Below are 18,649 nucleotides of genomic sequence, written 5' to 3'. Positions count from 1 at the left end.
CTTCGGACGGGAGAGTGACATTCCTGAATTGCTCATGGGTGACATTTTAGCTTTGCGGCTACAGGACTGCTGCATGATCTTTTTGTCATCACGGGGTTGAATGAGGACCAAAAGACAATTTTGGGCAAGCGGTGGAGAAGGATTTACACCACAAATTACGATGATGCTGTCGAGTTCTTTGAAAAGGACAGCGGATCAGGAAGCCGGCGCCTATCATTTTCGATTGATGATGACAGACCTCGCAAGTTTCCTTCAAACACCGTGGTGCATTTGCATGGGTACATTCATGCTTGTGACAAGAAAAATGTTCTTTCACAGCTTGTACTTGATCATCGCTCATATGCAGAGCAAGCGGCCTTGGAAAGCCCATGGTGGGATCAGTTCGAAAGAGATGTTCAGGGCGCTGAATGGATTTTCTTTGTAGGTTACAATCTAAATGACTTTACTGTCGCCAAGTATCTGACTAAAGACCCGCGAATTTCCCAGAAAACTAGATTTATTTTGCGCGACCCTGTTAATGATTACTTGCTCGATAGGCTAGAAGGGTACGGCTCAGTTGACACAATCTCAACAGATGGATTTGCCGAGGCTTGCGCCAACGCCGAGACTCGTGACCCAATCAGCGATTTTCATCAACTCAATGCCTTCCGGCTGATCGACCCTTACAAAGACAACAAAGCTGTTGCTCGGCCAACTCCCGTTGAGATTGAGACCTTCCTGACAAGGGGCAACTACAATTTTCAATCTTTGTCCTCAACCTATCCAAAGGCCGAGTTCGCTCTGCCACGAGGGTCGAAGATGACAGAGGCAGTTGAGGCTCTTTCAGTTTCTAAGACGCTGTTGCTTCATTCTCGAACCGCCAACGGCAAGAGCATCTTTGCCGATATGCTCAGCCTCGAACTGTCGGCCGATGGCAAGAGTTGCGTACGCTACACAAGTCACAGTGACATCCCCCCGTCAGAGATTGAATTTCTTTCTCAAGTAAATGATCTTGTTGTTTTTTTTAGAACCTATGACGATGTGGTGGCGGTGTCCGACGAAGTTGCCCAGTTGCGAGAGAACGCTACATTCATTGTCGAAATTAACACCGGCACTGATCAAGTTCGTCGAAGCGAGGTGCACAGTTTCTTGCCAAGTCCAATTGGTAGGCTGGATCTGAATCCACTTGAAAGGCAGGATCGACAAGATTTCGGGGAACTTCTCTCGCGTTCAGGCATACCGTCAGAGGGACTAGATCTATCGGGGACAGGCCGGACTGAGTTGCGCGATCATCTCGTAGATTTGTTAAATAGCCCATACATCAAGAAGCGTTTGAGCAATGCGATCAGACCCATACTAGCCGACCAGGAAGCGATGAAAATCATTGCGACTGCCTGTGTGATGAGAGCATTCTCAATTCATGTTGGTACTGATTTCATCCGTGCGATAACGGGTGGTGATCCCTATGATATTCTTTTGAAAAACGAGGTCGCAGCTCTTGAGTTTGGCGCTTTGTCACCAGATGCGCTCGCATTGCACTCCGCGGTCTTTAGCGAGTATTTCTTGAATGAATATGTGGGTTCGCGTGGCATAGTAAGCGTCATTTACCGGTTGGCGATAGAGGCGGCCAAACGCAAGAAAAATGGTGCACACCTCAGTTCCCAAAGAAGCCGGGAAGCCCGGAAGGCCCTTGGTGCTCTTCTGCAGTATGGGAAGGTGTCGTCTCTGCTTGGTCGTGCCGCCCCAGATACACAGAAATCCATAACTGATCTTTATGAAAAACTGAGAGATAACATCATCATCAATAATGAACCGCTGTTTTGGCTGCAGTACAGCATATTTATGCAGGACATAGGCAATTACGGCATGGCGCGTAACCACCTAGAAACCGCATATCTGCGAGCAGAAGCGACCGAAGGTTTCCTAACTTATCAACTAGATACGAACTATCTGAAGCTAATCCTTCAAGCTCCTGCAGGCGAAGATGGTTTTCCGGGCGACACCGAAATTTTGTTCGATCTTATCGACAAGGTACATGATATGCTGTCGGCACCCGATCACAGAGTGCATGCAATCCGAGTTCTGGAAGATATGAGAGTGTTTTGCGCCAACAATGGTGCAGAACTCACCGATGGTGAACGTCAACGCCTTTCCATCAAGTGCTTGGGCATTGTAGGGACACTTGAAGCATTGGATGTCGGCATCAAAACCGAATTTCAAACCGATAGATCAAAAACTGCGGTTGAAGAGGCTGTGGCTTTGCTTGCAGCGCTAGGCTGAGTCCATCTAAGCAGAAGTCGCCAAAAATACTATCAAGGGGTCCGCTTCGGAGTGCAAGCGATCATCCGCTACGTTTGGCATTAAGGTCGGCAATGGGCCGGAAGCGCCACACTCGATCGTGACGTGTGCCGCTAGTACTGCGATGCGGTAGAAGTCTGGAATGAGCCCGACTTGCGTTTTTCTGCATCGCGGCCCAAACTCCGCTATCGGTAGCTGGCTGGCCATGTGGAAGGGGCACCAAAGTGAAACTCAAAAAGTTGTACTCGGATCCTCAAGGTGAAAGCCATTGGTCAGACATCGAAGTTGAACTCGATGAGCAAACGTTCGCGCCGCCTGCGAAAGCAATCGAGATTTCAAAGCCAGAAGCCGTCACGCAGTTCATGTTCTTGAGGCTCAAGAAGGGCTGGGATGAACCAATTCATCCTACGCCTGTCGCTCAAAAGCTCATTTGTCTTTCTGGCTCGGTACGTGTGACTGCGAGCGATGGAGACACCAGGGATATTGGACCGGGCGACGTCTGGCATATGGAAGACAAGCACGGCAAGGGTCACCATACCGTGGTAACAAGCGACGAAGACTTTCTATCCGTGATCGTCCAGTACGAGTAGCAGAGACCGCACTCGCGCGCATGGCAAAGCTGACGTTCAACTTCGCCCTGCGCAGGGCCGCTTTGTCCGCTCTGCCGTCCTACGCCTTCCGAAAATGCTGCGCGATGCACGAACGTCCGGTTCGGTGAAGCCGCAGTGCGGCGCTGGCGGCCGACTTGCACGGCAAGTCTGGGCCGTCCGCGAAGACGGCCCTTGTAGTTATATTTCAACGGCTTCTGAGATCGCTAACGCGTCTTCAAGTTCGACGCCAAGGTATCGAACAGTGCTGTCCATCTTCGTATGGCCAAGCAAAAGCTGAACCGCACGCAGGTTGCCGGTTTTGCGGTAGATATGTGCAACCTTGGTTCGCCTCATCGAATGCGTCCCAAATGATGTCGGATCGAGTCCAATGGACTTGACCCATTCGCGGACCAGCCGCGCATATTGCCGGGTCGAAATGTGCAGGCGTTCATGAAAGCGCCCCGGCCAAAGGTATTCGGAGCCGACCATCAGCGGCTCCTCCATCCATAGCAGGATCGATTTACGCGTGCCTTCGGTGATCTCGAAGCGCACCGGTCTTTGGGTTTTGCTTTGGATAATCGAGGCCCGTTCCTTGACCTGGCCTGAGGCATAGATGTCAGCGACCTTCAGCTTCACCAAATCGCATCCGCGAAGTTTGCTATCGATGGCCAGGTTGAACAGCGCCAGATCGCGATGGTTCTCAGCGATTTCGAGACGCACGCGGATGGCCCAAACATGCTTTGGCATCAGCGGACGTTTCTGTCCGACGACTCGGCCCTTGTTCCAGGCAGGGCGGCAAGCGCGAATGGCGGGTAAGTTTGCAATGGTCATGATGGTTCCTCCTATCCGCCACGATCCACCACAGCGCCAACCAGACGTTGGCAACTGAGCTTATCACGTTCATTTGCGCGGGCGGAGAGGGTCGGGTGAAAGCCCCAAGTGGACGTCACATGTTGACCCGACGAAACTGAAGGCTAGGGTGGAGCACGACAACTTTCTTTCTGAGGTTTTGCCAATGTTCAGGTTTCACACGCAGTTTCTGACGCTCCTGTTCGTTCTGACGGCGTCCGCCGCCGCCGCCCATACCGGCGAGGGGATCAACACCGGGTTTGCCTCTGGTTTCTGGCACCCAATCCTTGGCTGGGACCACGTCGTCGCGATGGTCGCCGTCGGGCTGTGGGGCGCCTTCCTGGGCCAGCCAGCAATCTGGATGCTACCGGTGGTCTTCCCTCTGGTAATGGCCTTCGGCGGGGCCCTCGGAATCATTGGCGCTCCGCTGCCGGCAGTCGAGACCGGGATCGCGCTGTCCGGTGTCGTGCTGGGGCTGCTGATCGCCTTTGCGGTGCGGGCGCCGATCTGGGTCGCGGCGGTGATCGTAGGAGCCTTCGCGATCTTCCACGGCCACGCCCACGGCACCGAACTCCCGCAACAGTTCAATGCCTACGGCTACGCCATCGGCTTCGTGGTTGGCACAGGTCTCTTGCACCTCGCGGGGATCGCCTTCGGCTTCCTGACGCGGATGGAGATTGGTCGAGCTGCCGTGCGCGGCACCGGCGGCCTGATCGCGCTCGTGGGCGCGGCTTTCTTGTTCGGCTTCGCCTGAGCGCGCCGTTGATCTCCCGAAGGAATGGTGTCGCGCTCGCGGCCATCTGGCTGGCGGGTCCGGCCAAAGCGCATGCGTTCCTGCCCGAGGGCGGGTTCTATGACCGCTTCATCGAGGGCACACTGGTCGTCTTTGCCTATCCTGCGACACTTTTACCGCTGATGGCCCTTGGACTTCTGGCGTCGCTTTGGGAAAGAGAAGGGTTCCCGCGCGCGTGGCCTGCCCTGATCCTAGGCCAGTTGGTCGGGGTCGGTCTGGCTGCGGCGACGGGGCCATGGATCGTGACGGTTCTCATGGGCGCGGGTGCGCTGGTGGCAATCCTCGCCGCACTATCACCGTCCCTTTCGGCGGGCGAGGTTCGGCTTGCGGCGGGTGCAACGGGCGCGCTGGCAGTCGCCGCCTCGCTTGAGGGACACGGGCTTTTCGAGCTGTCCTTGGCGATCCACCTTGGCATCCTGTTCGCAGCCAATCTGGTGGTTGCGGTCGCGGCGGGGCTTCCCCGGGTGGTGCTGGAGTGGCGTGACGACGCTTGGTTGCGCATCCTTTGGCGGGTCGCCGCGTCTTGGATCGCCGCAGTCCTAATACTGTTCTTGGCATTCACTTTGTCGCGCTGACATCTGCAAATTGGAACAGAGCAGAAACACTCTGACTGTTTTCTCACTGGCAGAGACATGCAAAATCGTCGTAGCGAACGTCCGCTCCTCCCGCACACCACCAATTCGCGGTAGGAGTCGATTTTGCACCCGCAGCGAACGGCCGGTTCGACGGGCCGCGTCGCAGCATCCTGACCCATTGGCCAACGGCAGCAAAGGGCCGGGAGTGACGAAGCAAGGTTGAATTGAGCGCCCAGATGCTGCGGTCGATCTAACAGCCGCGAAGAGCCCATAAAGCATGATGCTGCACGACGTTCGAACGTCCGCAATCATTCGACGTCAAAAGCGTTCACCAAGGAGGCGATAGCACCAAAAGGGCTCCTCGGTCTCGATCGCTTTGTTGAGCCGGGCCGGCGAGAACCCCGTCGCGCGGCGCACGGCGCGCCCCATATGGGACTGGTCCGAATACCCCGCGTCAGCGGCAATTCCCGCCAGAGGTTGTTCCGCCGAGCGCCTTGAAAGCTCGTGGAGCCGTTCGAAGGTTGAATAGAAAGCCAAACTGCGTTGCGTTTGGCCGGAGAAGCGTTTGATCTTGCGCTCGATGCTGCGCAGGCTGCGCCCAGCTCCTGAAAGCGCGGCACGGGTCGTCAGCGCTGTGGACCAGTCTGAAATGCGTGCCGCAGGGTGCCAGATATCCGGCCTCGCGGTGGACCATGCGGCCTGAAGCCTTTGGCAAAATGCGACCCAGCCTTCGGCTGCATCGCCTGCGAAATCTAAGCCCTCGAACGCCTCATCCAGAACGGGCGGCAATGTCGAACAGGCCTCCTCACCGCCAAGGGCGCGCCACGCGTCGGGAAAGACACCGACGGTCAACGCGACAACATCACCCTGCGCCCAACTGGATATGGGAACGTCTTGTGGAGGGAGAACCGATTTTTCCCGAAGGGGCGGTATCAGTGCCGCCTACCGCCAATTTGTGCCTGATGGCAACAGGTGCAGCGTCCCATGCTGAACGAGCGTGATCGCAACAAGCGGTGACGCCGGAAAATGGTTCATTCGGTCGGCATTGGACAGATTTGCCCCGCGTGTGTCCCGATAAACACCGGCCATGAGGCAGCCCGCCAGGTCAGGCGGTGGCAGGAACAGTTTTGCGATCGGCGGCATCAAAAACTCCATGTGACGCAATCATTCTATATTTTCGACCCCTGTTGAGACAATAAAGGCCGAAACAGGAAAAATGGATATCAACATGGGTAAAATAGTCTGTTCAGGCCCGCTGTCGCTACGGCTACGCAGTCTTGCGAAGCTCAGTCAGATCGCAATTCTAACGTCGTTCCGGCATACTTTCGGTCGCCGCATAGCCAAGGACTGGGACGCCAACATGGAAACCGGAATCCGGTTTGTCCGCCACCAGTTTACCGAGGCTATGCGCCACTCAGATATCAAGAAGGGGCGCAAGCTGTTCGACAGCGTGCAACTGCAGACGGACGATATTTATGCAGTTTCAACATCGAATGCGCAGGGGTTCAATGGGCGTTGGCATAATCCAAAATGCCGCGATAGCGACGCGGTCCTGCTCTATTTTCATGGAGGTGGGTATGCTTTCCACGGCGGGGTCAGTGGACGTTTCGCTCAAATGCTGGCGCATCATACTGCTGCGAGGTTGTTCGCACCTGACTACCGCTTGACACCAGAGCACCCCCATCCCGCACAGGCCGAAGATGCCATGGCTGCGTGGGACCACGTTGCTGCGCAGGTGCCTGCGGAAAAGATCGTCGTGATTGGCGACAGCGCAGGAGGGCATATGGCGTTGATGCTGATTCAGTCGCTTAAGGCACAAGGAAAGCCCCAGCCCGCGCTTTGTATCGGGCTTTGTCCATGGACCGATATAGGGGAGCGCGGCGCGAGCCTACACGACAACGATCCTACGGATCTGGTTCAAGGTTGGATGGCGCTCCAATTCGGCCGCTGGCTTGATCCCGATCAGTCGTATGGGCGGGGTGCCTTGTCTCCGATCTCGTACGATTACAGCGGACTTGCGCCACTCTATTTGCAAGCGGGAGGGCGGGAAGTTTTGCGTGATATGATCATCGACTTCGCGCGCGAGCAGAAAGCGAAAGGAGCCGAGGTGAGGCTCGATCTATGGCCCGACATGCCGCATGATTTTCAGGCCTACGACAGCATGACGGCATCATCACGGGCCGCACTAATGAGGATCAGGCAAGCAATTGACAGTCAACTTCCTGAGGGCGCGCCCCTGCACGGCCTGCAGGATGTGACCGTTGTATAGACGGTGAGAAGATGGGGTTGACGACAGGAAAGCGGCCATTGGCGCCCGCGCAGCGAAAGCTCACTTTGTCCCGCTAAGCGGGCTGCGGATGCAGCATGGCCGAGGGTTTATCAACGGCCGCTAAGGGCCGTCCTCGTAAGTTTTCGCGCGGCTGTCGGCTCCGCCGCTTTCGTTTCGTGAGCCAGCGGGATTTGGACAAGCCAAACGCCCCTGGCCGTCAGGGTGAGGGCGCGGCCCTCCCCCTCGGGCAATGCGATTAGACAGGGCCGTGTCCTCGCTGCGCTGCGGGCCGCGCCATCCCTGTCGAATAGCATTGCCTCGCCCCCTCCCGCGTTCGCCACGTGGCAGATTGGCAGGAACAGGCGGCTTCGCCGTCTGACCTGCAAATCAGCCCTGATTTTCCAAAAGGAAGTCAGATCGACGCAACAGGCCACATGGGCAAATAAGGGAATTGGGTCAGTTTATGACGCAAAGGTCAAATTCGTCTGACGTTCTACAATTGGTGTGGAACGTCACGAACCTTTGACTCTTTTGGCAGCCAAAACTTCAGGAATTAGGAAAATCACGTCATTCAATTCTGACCCAAACGTCAAGCATTTCTGACCCAATTCCATTAAGTTGGACTCGGAAGGTCACTCCACTTTACCTTCAAGTATCTTCCCGAACGTTTTGGAAGCTCCTTTCGTTCGATCATTCTCCCTGAGACCTGAAAATGTTCATTGATCTTGACGACGAGCAATTTGTTGAAGTTTCCCGATGTATCGACCACCACAACGTCTTTGCTTTTGAACGGCGTGATAGTCTTCACCTCAACATGGTCGTTTCCGAGCCTACCATCTGATCCTTGCGCGTAGGTCTTATTCAGTCTGATCCCGTGGGTAATTGCGCCAAACAGTTCGCCGATGTCTCCGTAGACGGAAAGATGCAGGCCGGTTTCGTAGTGATAGCTCTCCGCAAGTGAAATCAGATTTTCGAAGTAGGGGATCATAGAACGGATGGCGTTGGGGTACTTCGCACCCCATTCTTTATAGCGCAGTTGCTCATCAATTTCAGTCCACGTCACCCATTCGCCATCATCGTAAAATGCGCGATCATTCCAGTCTATGTCGTCCAATTCTATGCGCTCCAGATTCTAATCAGATTCACAATAAATTACAAAGGAGCGGCAGCAGCCTCGGAGGCTTTAACACCGCGACCAGTGGCACCAAAAGGAAGGCCAGACCAAACCAAACGCAGATCTGCGGCGTGATGGTAGCAAAGATCATGCCCGCAATAGTCAGGCCGACAACGATACCCAACCCCGTCAGAAACGCAGTCTCTTCCACGGCATTCTTGGATCACGGATTGAAGAGCGAGAACACCCCACCTTCGAAAAGATACCACGCGGATTTTCGCGCTTCGTTCGTGACAAATGGATACATCGCGCGCCGCTGGGCCGGATTGCCGTTACCTTCGCAAGTGATCCGATGCACAAATAGAGCTTCGCTGCTCATAGTCATTTCCTCGCGCAACGGCAGGAACAGCTCAAACTCAGGATTGGTGAAAAAAGCGTCGTTCTCATACCGGGTATATGTCGAAGACTGCCCAGCGTATTCGCAATTGTAGAACACGCCTTTCGCATAGCCACGATTGAATGTCTGCGACTGGTCAATGACGCTTTGCTTGTTGATGAACCATGCTTCGCCGGTGAAGCCGACGACCGACCAACGCGTGTCAATGAAATCGGCATGGGCCGGGATTGAAAGAATAGCGCCGAAGGCACTGGCGAGAATTGTGAGGTGTAGTTTCATGATGCTCGGAATTCGAAAGAACGTGTTGCATTGGCCGCATTGGTTTCCATGTCAATGCAGCCTTTCAGGATGCTGTATGAACCACCGCTAACTTTTGCTACTTCGGCGCAGTAGTTACGAGAGTTTCCGGTCAGTTGTACCCACTCTGGGTTCAGGGCGTTGTAGGCTTGTTGTTCCATGTCCATGCAGCCATTGAAGATCATGGTGGACCCGCCGCTTACGTCTGCGACCTGCTGGCAGTAAACTTCGACATTGTAACGAGGAATAACCTGCGCATGCGCCGGGACGGAAAGGCACGCAAATGCTATTGGTATGATAAATGATGATCCGTTCAATTCGCTCTCCCTCAAAATATTCCGTATGATGTTTTACTCGACCCTAGCGGGAGTCGACCCTCCCCCTCAGCCGGAAAAACGCTACATTCGTTTGCTAACCAGTGAAGGCGGCAGAATATTGACAGACACATGGCAAAACCAGTGATGACACGAACCGAATTTACGAGCGCGCACCCCTCAGCTATCTGGGGTCATTTGCAGGCTAGGGCGAAATGACACCCTATGGATTTCCTCTGGAAGGGGACATTCGCTCATCGAGCCGCGAATGGCTGGTAACAGCCGTTCGTTCAGATCGCAGCGAAGGTGTCAAAAGAGCCCTTTCTACCGGATGCTGCAGTACGTGCGAATGTCCGCAGATCGTGTTGATCGGCGAAGGTACTGACGCGTTGCTAACAGGTGCTTGAGCACAGTATCTTCAAAAAAGGGAATTAGATATTGGAAGGCAATTTTATGCGTCTAAGTTTTTTCGCACTTATCGTGGCTATTGCGCACTCACCAGTATGGGCCGATCAGAGTGACCGGCACCTTTGCGTCGAACCACTCGTGTTCCAGGCCGAGCAACCAACCGCCCCGTTCAAAATTCATAATGTTGCGATATCTGAAGTCGCAGACAACACCATTGTCTCCCTTGGCGATTCGATAGTGAAAAACACAATAATCGGGTTCGTTCGTGGCAACATATTCGTGCCTTTGGAGGGAGATCACCCAAAAATCACGGAAGTGGACGATATTCACGAAACAAGAAACGGCGAACGCATAGGAGTGTTTGGCTTCCTCGGGGAACGGGAATTTTGGCGACAAAACCCGACGACGGGAGAGTTCGCCCGAATGCTCATCCAGGAATTTCCAAACGAAGCGGCGGTTCGAACGGTGGGCTGGTCAACCCCCATGAACGCGCTTCTGGTTACCCGCGGTGGCTCCAAGATTCCACCCGGTGCCGATGTCTATACGCTTCAGGATGACGCGATAAGCCATGTCGAAGGTATTGATGAATGGGTCACCAAAGTCATTGATTTTCCCGAGATCAATATGACATTGCTCGGTACTGAGGTTGAAAACAAAGTTTATTTGATCGACGCCAGCCGAAACATCCATGATCTTGGAACATTCGAACCGAAGGATTGGGTTTTTATCAACGATGCGATCCTGCTTTCTGATCCGTATCGAATACTGATTGACATGGAGGAAGCGTATGGCCCTTTCAGGGGGCGTTTTCTGGTGCGGCTCGAACTGGAGGGCGGGATCTGGGTTCCTGCGAAGGGACAGGAACGCCGGAATGTCCTAAACGACTTTGATGCGTTTTCCGACAAGGGCTTATCCGGAGTGAACCCAGACCAGCTCGCGAATTTCAAGGGCGTTGGTGGTAGGCACGAACTATCGGTACCCGGTCCCGGTCAAACAAAGATCAAGCGTTCTCGATTTGTTGCGGTGTATCTCCCCGCATCGGATGCCTACGTTGCTATCGGCAATGGTACAATGAGGGCGTTCGACAGGACCTCCGGAGAAGAGCTTGGTATTTGGGGTGCACAGGTCGATGTCCCCAAGTATTTTTTTTCGAACAACTCAGTATACCTGACCGATCGGGCAGAGCTGCTGATCGCTGCGACGAATGGATATTTCTTACTCAAAGACCAGGTTGCCGGATATGCATCTGCGTGCCGATGACAGTGCCTAATCGCATTCATGAAGTGGAACCCGAAGAATCGTTGTTTTTCCGCCGTTGGCCTCGACGAAGCCGACGGTCGCTTTGTCCCGCATTGCGGTCTTCGCCGAGGCGCGTCTCGAATGGCAGTTTGTCGCAACCACCGGATGATCGACCGCATCGTAACGAAGCGTGAACGTCGCGGAAGGGGTGTTATGTGAACCGCCCTCTGGTTGCATCACTCCGCATCATCCGGCGCCGAACAATCCTCCAGCAGATCCTGCAATCCGGTCTTCTCCATCCGCCTGATCTCCACCACGCGGACAAGTGCCTGGTCGATCTCGGACGCCGCGCCCGTCGCATAGGCATCAGAGATCAGTTTCAGTTGCGCCGATATATCCCTGGCAAGGTGATCATCCCTCATTTTCTGTCTCATGCGTCTTCTCGCTCCTTGTGATGATGTTGCATTTGCGGCCCCTGTTCGCCGGGCAAGACGTCGCCGCGCTTATACACCCGCACAAGCTTGCCGCCGCAAGACAGCGGCCGGACAAGCTCCCGGTCCAAGCGGCGGGCCAGGTGGATCGGGGCAATATTCCCGAGGGCCGCCAATTGGCCCAAGGTGACATAGGTCGCCTCGAACCCTGCGATGCTGGCCCGGGAGATGTAGCTCTTTCGGTGATTGGTGTCGGGGTTGCGCCGCTGGACCTGGCACAGGTACCCGTGATCTCGCAGATGGCGGATCGATCCCAAGCCGATCTTGAGATAGCTGGCCGTTTCCGGCAGCATCAGGTCGCGGTCGAGTTGGAGAAGGCTTTTGCCGCATAGCGCGTCCCAATCCACCTCCATCGCTTGCAGCCCCGCCCCGTCGCCGCGACACAGTTTTCCGTCCAGATCGCCTTGGGCCCACAGATCAATCACCTGCGCCAAAGGCACCCCCTTGGTCCGGCAAAACGCCTTGAGTGGCATCACAGATTTTCCGGGCAGCCATTCCGGCAAGGCGTCGAGTTGGGCCAGCAGCGCCTTCACCTCGTCGCGCAGCAAGTAGCGCAGGGACGACGTGATCCTGACCGTCGACAACACATCGCGGTTCTGCAGGGCTTTGACCTGTTGGGGAAGGATCCCCAACAGCCCGGCCGCGTCCTTGAGATTGATGAGCGAGTTCCAATAGGCCCTGGCCTGCGCAACCTCGTCCACATGCACATCCGTCCGCTTGAGCGCCTCGCCTTCCGGCACGCCTTGCATATGGCCAAGCAGGCGCTTGAGAAACACCGCGCCAAAGCCCGAGCGTTTGCGCGCATCCTCCATCGTGAGCCAGATCTCCTTGTCCGGCTTCTTCCCGAACACCTCCTTGTCCATCGGCGTCGGATAGGTCGCAAAGACATGCTGGCGCGTGACATCTGTCAGCTCATGCAGTGCCGCGTCGGCATAGGCCTCGCGCAGCCAATGATAGAAAGGGCCCATATCCGCGCTGTAATAGGGCCGCTCAAATCGGCTCTGCGCGCGCAGTTTTTCCAACGCGCTGCGATAGGCATCGGGGCCCCCGGAAAGAGCCGCGAACCCCGTATCGCACAATGCACTCTGCTCCGCCGCAGGCATGTGTAGCAAAGAGGCGGATACTTCCGTGTTGAGCGCCGCGCCCAGAGTGAAACTGGCGCGATGGATGTGGGTCAGATCCCAGGTGCGAAGCCAATCGTCTTGCGGCCCCTCCCAGATACGCCGCCTGACATAGGCCTCATAGCGGGTCCCGGCAATCGGCGTCGCACGGCAACGCGCACGGCGCAGCAGTTCCGCGTGCCGCAGCACCTGCCCCGCGAAATCATAGGTCGCATGTGAGTTTTTCGCAGGCGGCAAGGTGATGAGCGCGCATCCATGCCTGGGGCAGCGATAGAGCGCCAGCACCGACCATTCCAGCATCTGAACCACCCCGGCCGGGCCGCGCGCCTCAAGCGCAGATACGACGCAGCGCGGGCACAGGCGGGTCGCGGTCCGGCGAAACGCGCCCGTGGTCGAGAAGGCCTGCCCCACGCGGTAGCGGCCGATGTCGGATTTCGGGGCCGACCAGCGGGTCAGAGTTTCCAGGGGCGCCCCCGTGATCCAGGACAGCCGTTCGAGTTGATCGGGATGCGCCGAGCACAAGAATGGCCAGCGCATCCCCATATCTGTGCAGAAATCCCGAGGCGTGGTGTGATGGCGTTGCGCATTGCGGCTGACATAGCCATAGGGCGTCTCCCCCTCGATGAGGGGGAGCGCCAGGACAAGGGGCGCGTTCATTGCGGGTCCTCGTCATCATCATAGCGGCGATCAAAGATGCTTCGCGGATTGATCCGAACGAAATCCGCCGCCAGGAACGGGTTCAGCGCATCCACCGCAGCGCTTCGATCATGGTACACATCGGCAAAACACCTGTGCGCGAGCGTTGCCCCCACACCGCCCTGCAGCAATGCCTTGGCCACTGCCTGAACAGCGATCTCGACCATCAGGCCGAACTCGTAATCCGCAGCATGCATCAGGCGCTGCGCGAATTGCTCGGTCAGCAAACCGTCGGAGACCTTTATTTGGCCCCGTCGCGCATAGTTCTTTATAAGATCGAGGACCGGCGCGACATGTTTGACTGCGTGCAGACGGTCAATCTCAACCGGGAAAAGCCTGCGCGCCAGCTGGGGATCCTGGTTCACGATCCGCTTCAGGTCCGGCATCCCGGTCAGGATCACCCCGGTCGGCCAATGCGAGTTCTCCATCAGGGATTTCAGCGTGTTGACCACGGATTGTCGCTCCTTGTCGGTCTGATAGCGTGCAAGGTCCTGCGCCTCATCGAGATGCAAGAAGAGCGTGCGCCGCAGCTTGAGCTGAACCTTCACCTGGTCCCAGATCACCGAGCCCTGCTTGTCGCCGGACAAGGGGTAACCAAGCGCGCGCAGCGTTGCTGAGCCCACGAATTTCATGGTCGCGGGGCTTGGCACCTGCAGGCTTATGAACTCGCAGTGTTCCTTGTCCGCATCGGTCGCGAGCAGATGGGCGTTTTGCCGAACCAGCTCGCGAATGGCCGTGGTTTTCCCGCTGCCAGACTGCCCGACCAATACGATACCGCGCACATTGCTTCTGACACCGTCCGCCATATCGGCGCGCCGTTGTTCAAGCAGGGACTGAAAATGTTCTTCGAGCTTTTTGTAGGCCGGCGTTGGCGCATAAGCGGCGCGGACATTCTGGATGATCTGCCGGATCTTGGGGTCACGCATCGTCATCACCCTCCTCCTCGTCGCTGAACTTCCAGAATTCTTCGGGCGCCTCCTCGTCGCGCTGAAGCGGCTGGTCTTCTGGCTGGGACGCCGGGTCATGCTTGATTTCCTCGGAAAGCAAGCCGCCCAAAGTGCCTTCGCTCTCATCCTCTGTCGTCACCTGACGTTCGGGATCGAGCCCCAAAGACAGCCCCCAGAAGGTTTCCCGCTCGGCGCGTTTGATTTGATCGGTGGTCAGGGCAACAGGCCCCAGTTGCCGCATGGCACGTTGCTCGGCGTCGATCTCCTTGATGCGTTTGATCGCGCGATCAACAATGCCTTGGGTCAAGCCAGCAGCATTGCGGTTGGTCTGGCGCAGATCAAAGATCACCTGTTCCCAAGCGGCGAAGGACACACCTTCCAGATTGGGAATTTGGGCTTTCAAACTCGCCCAGCCCGCGTCTTCACCCCCGTCGAACCAGACCGAGATGTGCCCCATGTCTTCCGGATCAATCCGCACATCGACCGTTTGAGGCCCGAACTTCAGGAAATGTTTGGCAAGCCGTTCCGAATGATAGTTCACGCCCCCCACCAAAACACCGTGCCGGCCTGTTTCACGGCTTAGCGCGACGCCGAGGATGTGGCGCAGCTTGTGATTGTTGAGGGCAGGCGACCAACCGAACTTCCCGTTGAGGCGCTCCCAAACAATGTTCGGTGTCGCCCAATCAAGCGCTCGGTGTTTGCGGTTGTGATACCGATCAACGGTAAACCGTACCAAAAGCTCAACAATGCTTTCCGCCGTGTGAACGGCATAGTCCTGCGATGGATAGTCGCCCCGCTCCTGAGGATTTGAATGTGTCCGTCCTGTCAGCAAAGGCATGAGCTGTGTTGCCACCGAACGGAAGACCCGCTCAACGCGCCCCCGCAGCTTTGGAACACCTGCTGGAAGAACCGAGTAGTCAATACTCAGATCCGACAGTGCTGCCTTAAATTCAGCGTTCACAAAAGCCGGACCATTATCGACGGTCACATGATAGATATGGCCGTGTTGCCGCCAATCCGCTTTGCACCCAAGCCGACGGGCAAGGTCAGTCTTGTCCCGCATGGCCATCCACAGCACGGCCTTGGCCTCACCGGACGATGGTTTGCGCGACAGTTTCAGCCCCAGGATACTGCGGCTTGCCGTATCAAAGGCCACGCAGACCCAATACCGACCCGTCTCGATATCGCGAAGGCTGCCCGACGTGATGTCGATGTTGGCCGACTTGAGGATCGCCATCAGGTCGATCTCCCATTCATCCATTTCCACTCGGTGCAGCGGCGCCTCAACCTTCACGCCGCTTCCATGCGCGCCAAGCTTGTTCTTCGCAAAGGCAACGCCCTTGCGCGCGGCGAGAACTTCAAATCTGTCCAACTCATTGATCCGGCGTTCGATCGTGCTCTTCGAGACCTCTCCAAGCGGTGGATCGCCTGACAGCGCACGCACCCGGTTTTTCTCCCGGACCTCCGCATTGACGGCATCCAGAACATGGCTGGGAAGAATTTGGTTCGGGTGCAGGTAGTCTTGAAGGTTGCGCTGAATAATCGCCTCAACCTCAGCGCTCACGCGCTTTGCGTTCGACCCGTTGAAGATCGATTTCTTGACGAAGACCATCGGATCCTTGACGCCTTCCCAGTCGCGCAACCACGCCATTGCCGATGTGCGACACGGTGATCGCCTCAGGGACACGCTATCAAACGCGGCTCCCGGATTGGCTTGCTTCAAGCCCAGCTTGAGCTTCTCGGTCACCCGTCCTTCCAGCTCGGGTAAGAACGCTGGCCATCGTTCGGCGGAACGGTTGAATTTCCCTTCCTGTTCCGCCTCAAGCATCGCTTCGCACCAGCATTCTTTCCAGAAGGCTTCCAGTTGCGACTTGGTCGACAGCCGCGACAGCAGCGATCGCCCGGCACGCGCACGCCGCGCAACTTGACGGCTTTCGAAGTATCCGTATTCGATTGCATAGCCGCCCCCCGCGACAAGCTCGGACAACTCCTGATGCGTCAGCGAAAGCGGTTCTGCATGACCGTGCAACGCTCGGATCTGCACGAATAGGTCGTTCACTTTTTCAACGGTGTGGATATCGCCGCCCGCGACAACTGCGTCGCAAGGCGTGATACCAAGCCGGATGTTCATCTTGTTCATGGGGTTTCCTTTCGAGGTGAAATGATTGTGTTTGGTGTGATCCGCTCCTGCTTTTCCGCGTTGAAAACGCCCGCATAGATCGCGCGGAACACGGCCCTGAAAGCGCGCGCGCCAAGGCCTGATTTCTCGATCAGCTGGTGGATTGGCATTTCACCGGCAAGCCTGCGTCCCAGATCGAGAACGACCTGATCCGCCTCGTCATCCGGCGAGCGGCGAAAGAAGTTCAGAAGCTCGGCATTCTGGACCTCGACCCGGTGGCGTTGTCGCTCTGTGACCAGAACAACCTTGTCCGCAAAGCCTTGGGGCAAGTCCCGTTCGATTGCCCGAAGCGTTGCCCGGAAATTGAGCTTCTCCGCGCGCTCCATCGGCTTGACGGCGATGGCCACCCGACTGCCGTTTCTGAATTCCGCCAGATAGTCGAAACGATGGGATCGCAGCTTTCCATCGTGATCGACAAAAGAGACCGTTTCCGGCTGATCATGCAGGTTCCAGATATCCGGCATTGCAAGGCACAGCAGGCAGGTTTCGCGTTCGCCCTGACTGGCACTGATGATCTGCCGCCAATGTTCTTCTGCTGGCAGCTTGGCAAAGGTGAACCCACGAACGGTCAACTTGGACCGCGCAGGGAACATCAGCCCAGCCGTGGTCGGCCGCGGCGGACGATAGAAATCGTCGTCAAAGTAGTTGGTCATGATGTTTGCATCAGCCACCGGGGAACCCGGCGCCGATGACACTCCTTGATGTTGGGACAAACGATACCCGCCCGCAGAAACGCCCTGCGCGGTTGACGGGTCTCGAAATTTGGGTCATGAAGGAGGTGCAAAGGGGTCAAACTTTTGCATCTCAGGCCTTGTTGGAAGTCGCTAGCTTCCTTCAAGGCCTTTGCTTTTATGGGCTCATTGTTTTTTCCTCCCGTAACTGCGTTCCGGAAAGAGCGCTTCGGGTGTCGTTCCCAAAGCTTCCGCCAGAGCTCTTTCCACTCGTTGGGACCGCCGGTGCCCTTGGCTGACAGCGGTGACACTTCCCGGCGTTATGCCAAGAGCACGTGCGATCTGTGCAAACGAAAGCTGCCTCTGTCGCAGTCGGAACTTTAGCAGTTCATGCTTTTCGAGATCCGCGTGCATTGCCCCATCAAACAGTTTTGATTTCGGGAAATCTGTTCTCCCGTTGTGGAAGGGTCAAGAAATTCGTGTTTGTGCGGGTGATTTACTCAACCTTGCTGGAGTAATAGTGCATCAAACTGAGAGTGAAGGGAGTTTTCCCGCCCCTGCACATCGCGATAGCCGGGAATCGCAGGATCACACCCGAGATGGAGCCAGGTCATGTGTCGTCTTACCGAAGAAGAACAACGTCTGTTGTCTGAGGCAGAAGACAACCTTAGGCGTGCTCAAGCCGCCTATGACAAACTTGCTCCACTCCGTCTTAAGGAAACGTTCGAGGTAACTTCTCCGCGAAAGCTGGCCCAACGTCAGAAAAGACGTACACTTGCCCCGGTTGAAAGCAATTCACAGCCGAAGGACGTGACGAAAAACCGCGAGACGCGAAAGTTTGAGCAACGTAGTACAGCGCGACTTCGCACCTTGATTTATGGCGAGCCACCAAAAGCCTCTCCGTCTATGGAGCCCCCCGAATTGCTGGAACTCTATCAGAAACTGGCCTCCATTGATGTGTTTGCAAGTCGGTTGGAGGTTACCCGGCAAACGGCCCTTTCCCTGCTTAAATCTGCAGGAAAGGATGTTGTCGAAGAGATTTCGCAGGAATGGGAAAATGGCAGTTCGCTACGAGATCTAAGCTCTAAACACGGCCCTCTACCCCAAACGATCTCCAGATGGATCAAGTCAACAGGACGCCAGATCAAACCTCGAAACTCCAACCCAAAATATGATCAAAGCCTAATACTCAAGCTCAGTGCGGAAAAATGGTCGATCAACAGAATTGCGAAGCATATGGGGATTTCATGGGCGACGGTTAGGCGGACCATTGTTTCAAACATGTAAAAGGGCGGATCTCGACGATTTGCAGTTTGGGCGGAAAGCGGGCTTTCGCTGCAGGTGCATAGTGAAAATCCGAGGGAGGTAAAAACTGCCGTTCAACAATCGATTTGATCTTAACGTGACTTTTCCTGCCCGGAG

Annotated in this window: 18 protein-coding genes; 7 read left to right on the top strand and 11 right to left on the bottom strand. The window is 56.0% G+C overall.

Annotation, left to right across the window (positions count from 1 at the left end):
• Window positions 1-120: 120 nt before the first annotated feature.
• Window positions 121-2,259: an SIR2 family protein gene (locus IE188_RS14465; RefSeq protein WP_191287222.1), complete on the top strand. Its 2,139-nt coding sequence runs from the start codon at window positions 121-123 to the stop codon at window positions 2,257-2,259.
• 242 nt (window positions 2,260-2,501) lie between these two features.
• A complete protein-coding gene (locus IE188_RS14460; RefSeq protein ID WP_191287221.1) occupies window positions 2,502-2,867 on the top strand; it encodes a cupin domain-containing protein in 366 nt (121 codons plus the stop codon).
• 198 nt (window positions 2,868-3,065) lie between these two features.
• Here IE188_RS14460 and IE188_RS14455 read toward each other — a convergent pair whose 3' ends face one another.
• On the bottom strand, window positions 3,066-3,698 hold the full coding sequence (locus IE188_RS14455; protein WP_191287220.1) for a tyrosine-type recombinase/integrase: 633 nt from the start codon (window positions 3,696-3,698) through the stop codon (window positions 3,066-3,068).
• A gap of 148 nt (window positions 3,699-3,846) precedes the next feature.
• On the opposite strand from IE188_RS14455, the gene IE188_RS14450 reads away from it, so the two are divergent.
• Both IE188_RS14450 and IE188_RS14445 read left to right on the top strand, forming a co-directional pair.
• Window positions 3,847-4,470 (top strand): HupE/UreJ family protein, encoded by a 624-nt coding sequence (locus tag IE188_RS14450; protein WP_229836857.1) that lies wholly within the window; start codon window positions 3,847-3,849, stop codon window positions 4,468-4,470.
• Window positions 4,471-4,478: 8 nt separating this feature from the next.
• Window positions 4,479-5,084 (top strand): hypothetical protein, encoded by a 606-nt coding sequence (locus IE188_RS14445; protein ID WP_191287219.1) that lies wholly within the window; start codon window positions 4,479-4,481, stop codon window positions 5,082-5,084.
• A gap of 318 nt (window positions 5,085-5,402) precedes the next feature.
• Here the strand turns inward: IE188_RS14445 and IE188_RS14440 are convergent, their stop codons facing one another.
• A complete protein-coding gene (locus IE188_RS14440; RefSeq protein ID WP_191287218.1) occupies window positions 5,403-5,873 on the bottom strand; it encodes a helix-turn-helix domain-containing protein in 471 nt (156 codons plus the stop codon).
• 427 nt (window positions 5,874-6,300) lie between these two features.
• On the opposite strand from IE188_RS14440, the gene IE188_RS14435 reads away from it, so the two are divergent.
• Window positions 6,301-7,353 carry an alpha/beta hydrolase gene (locus tag IE188_RS14435; RefSeq protein WP_191287217.1) on the top strand — a complete coding sequence of 351 codons (1,053 nt, stop codon included), beginning with the start codon at window positions 6,301-6,303 and terminating at the stop codon, window positions 7,351-7,353.
• Window positions 7,354-7,966: 613 nt separating this feature from the next.
• On the opposite strand, the gene IE188_RS14430 is transcribed toward IE188_RS14435, so the two are convergent.
• The 3 genes from IE188_RS14430 to IE188_RS14420 form a co-directional block, all read right to left on the bottom strand.
• Window positions 7,967-8,467: a hypothetical protein gene (locus IE188_RS14430; protein ID WP_191287216.1), complete on the bottom strand. Its 501-nt coding sequence runs from the start codon at window positions 8,465-8,467 to the stop codon at window positions 7,967-7,969.
• Between the two features lie 223 nt (window positions 8,468-8,690).
• Window positions 8,691-9,143 (bottom strand): hypothetical protein, encoded by a 453-nt coding sequence (locus tag IE188_RS14425; RefSeq protein WP_191287215.1) that lies wholly within the window; start codon window positions 9,141-9,143, stop codon window positions 8,691-8,693.
• Window positions 9,140-9,478 carry a hypothetical protein gene (locus IE188_RS14420; protein WP_229836855.1) on the bottom strand — a complete coding sequence of 113 codons (339 nt, stop codon included), beginning with the start codon at window positions 9,476-9,478 and terminating at the stop codon, window positions 9,140-9,142. Before IE188_RS14420 ends, IE188_RS14425 begins: the two co-directional genes overlap by 4 nt.
• Before the next feature lie 435 nt (window positions 9,479-9,913).
• Between IE188_RS14420 and IE188_RS14415 the strand changes: the two genes are divergently transcribed.
• Window positions 9,914-11,143 carry a hypothetical protein gene (locus IE188_RS14415; protein ID WP_191287214.1) on the top strand — a complete coding sequence of 410 codons (1,230 nt, stop codon included), beginning with the start codon at window positions 9,914-9,916 and terminating at the stop codon, window positions 11,141-11,143.
• Window positions 11,144-11,358: 215 nt separating this feature from the next.
• Here IE188_RS14415 and IE188_RS14410 read toward each other — a convergent pair whose 3' ends face one another.
• The 6 genes from IE188_RS14410 to IE188_RS14385 all read right to left on the bottom strand — a co-directional run bounded on the left by IE188_RS14410 (window position 11,359) and on the right by IE188_RS14385 (window position 17,641).
• Complete coding sequence (locus IE188_RS14410; protein WP_191287213.1) at window positions 11,359-11,556, bottom strand: hypothetical protein; 198 nt, start codon at window positions 11,554-11,556, stop codon at window positions 11,359-11,361.
• A complete protein-coding gene (locus IE188_RS14405) occupies window positions 11,553-13,391 on the bottom strand; it encodes a TniQ family protein (protein WP_191287212.1) in 1,839 nt (612 codons plus the stop codon). Before IE188_RS14405 ends, IE188_RS14410 begins: the two co-directional genes overlap by 4 nt.
• Complete coding sequence (locus IE188_RS14400; protein ID WP_191287211.1) at window positions 13,388-14,362, bottom strand: TniB family NTP-binding protein; 975 nt, start codon at window positions 14,360-14,362, stop codon at window positions 13,388-13,390. The genes IE188_RS14405 and IE188_RS14400 overlap by 4 nt, the downstream gene beginning before the upstream one ends.
• Entirely contained in the window at window positions 14,349-16,517 is a 2,169-nt protein-coding gene (locus IE188_RS14395) for a Mu transposase C-terminal domain-containing protein (RefSeq protein WP_191287210.1), read from the bottom strand. The genes IE188_RS14400 and IE188_RS14395 overlap by 14 nt, the downstream gene beginning before the upstream one ends.
• A complete protein-coding gene (locus IE188_RS14390) occupies window positions 16,514-17,227 on the bottom strand; it encodes a hypothetical protein (RefSeq protein ID WP_191287209.1) in 714 nt (237 codons plus the stop codon). Before IE188_RS14390 ends, IE188_RS14395 begins: the two co-directional genes overlap by 4 nt.
• 186 nt (window positions 17,228-17,413) lie before the next feature.
• Window positions 17,414-17,641 carry a helix-turn-helix domain-containing protein gene (locus tag IE188_RS14385; protein ID WP_191287208.1) on the bottom strand — a complete coding sequence of 76 codons (228 nt, stop codon included), beginning with the start codon at window positions 17,639-17,641 and terminating at the stop codon, window positions 17,414-17,416.
• Between the two features lie 198 nt (window positions 17,642-17,839).
• Between IE188_RS14385 and IE188_RS14380 the strand changes: the two genes are divergently transcribed.
• Window positions 17,840-18,514, top strand: a complete 675-nt coding sequence (locus IE188_RS14380; RefSeq protein ID WP_191287207.1) for a helix-turn-helix domain-containing protein — start codon at window positions 17,840-17,842, stop codon at window positions 18,512-18,514.
• The last annotated feature ends 135 nt before the right edge of the window (window positions 18,515-18,649 follow it).

This window comes from Aliiroseovarius zhejiangensis, assembly GCF_014656375.1.
Classification (GTDB): Bacteria; Pseudomonadota; Alphaproteobacteria; order Rhodobacterales; family Rhodobacteraceae; genus Aliiroseovarius; species Aliiroseovarius zhejiangensis.
The sequence above is the reverse complement of the archived record's forward strand: the minus strand, read 5'-3'. Positions and strand labels throughout refer to the sequence as shown.

What these genes read in the sequence shown, in the direction of transcription:
- IE188_RS14425 (WP_191287215.1), bottom strand. Translation starts at nt 9,143, where the DNA reads ATGAAACTACACCTCACAATTCTCGCCAGTGCCTTCGGCGCTATTCTT.
- IE188_RS14410 (WP_191287213.1), bottom strand. Translation starts at nt 11,556, where the DNA reads ATGAGACAGAAAATGAGGGATGATCACCTTGCCAGGGATATATCGGCG.
- IE188_RS14395 (WP_191287210.1), bottom strand. Translation starts at nt 16,517, where the DNA reads ATGAACAAGATGAACATCCGGCTTGGTATCACGCCTTGCGACGCAGTT.
- IE188_RS14435 (WP_191287217.1), top strand. Translation starts at nt 6,301, where the DNA reads ATGGATATCAACATGGGTAAAATAGTCTGTTCAGGCCCGCTGTCGCTA.
- IE188_RS14380 (WP_191287207.1), top strand. Translation starts at nt 17,840, where the DNA reads ATGTGTCGTCTTACCGAAGAAGAACAACGTCTGTTGTCTGAGGCAGAA.
- IE188_RS14400 (WP_191287211.1), bottom strand. Translation starts at nt 14,362, where the DNA reads ATGACGATGCGTGACCCCAAGATCCGGCAGATCATCCAGAATGTCCGC.
- IE188_RS14455 (WP_191287220.1), bottom strand. Translation starts at nt 3,698, where the DNA reads ATGACCATTGCAAACTTACCCGCCATTCGCGCTTGCCGCCCTGCCTGG.
- IE188_RS14385 (WP_191287208.1), bottom strand. Translation starts at nt 17,641, where the DNA reads ATGCACGCGGATCTCGAAAAGCATGAACTGCTAAAGTTCCGACTGCGA.
- IE188_RS14405 (WP_191287212.1), bottom strand. Translation starts at nt 13,391, where the DNA reads ATGAACGCGCCCCTTGTCCTGGCGCTCCCCCTCATCGAGGGGGAGACG.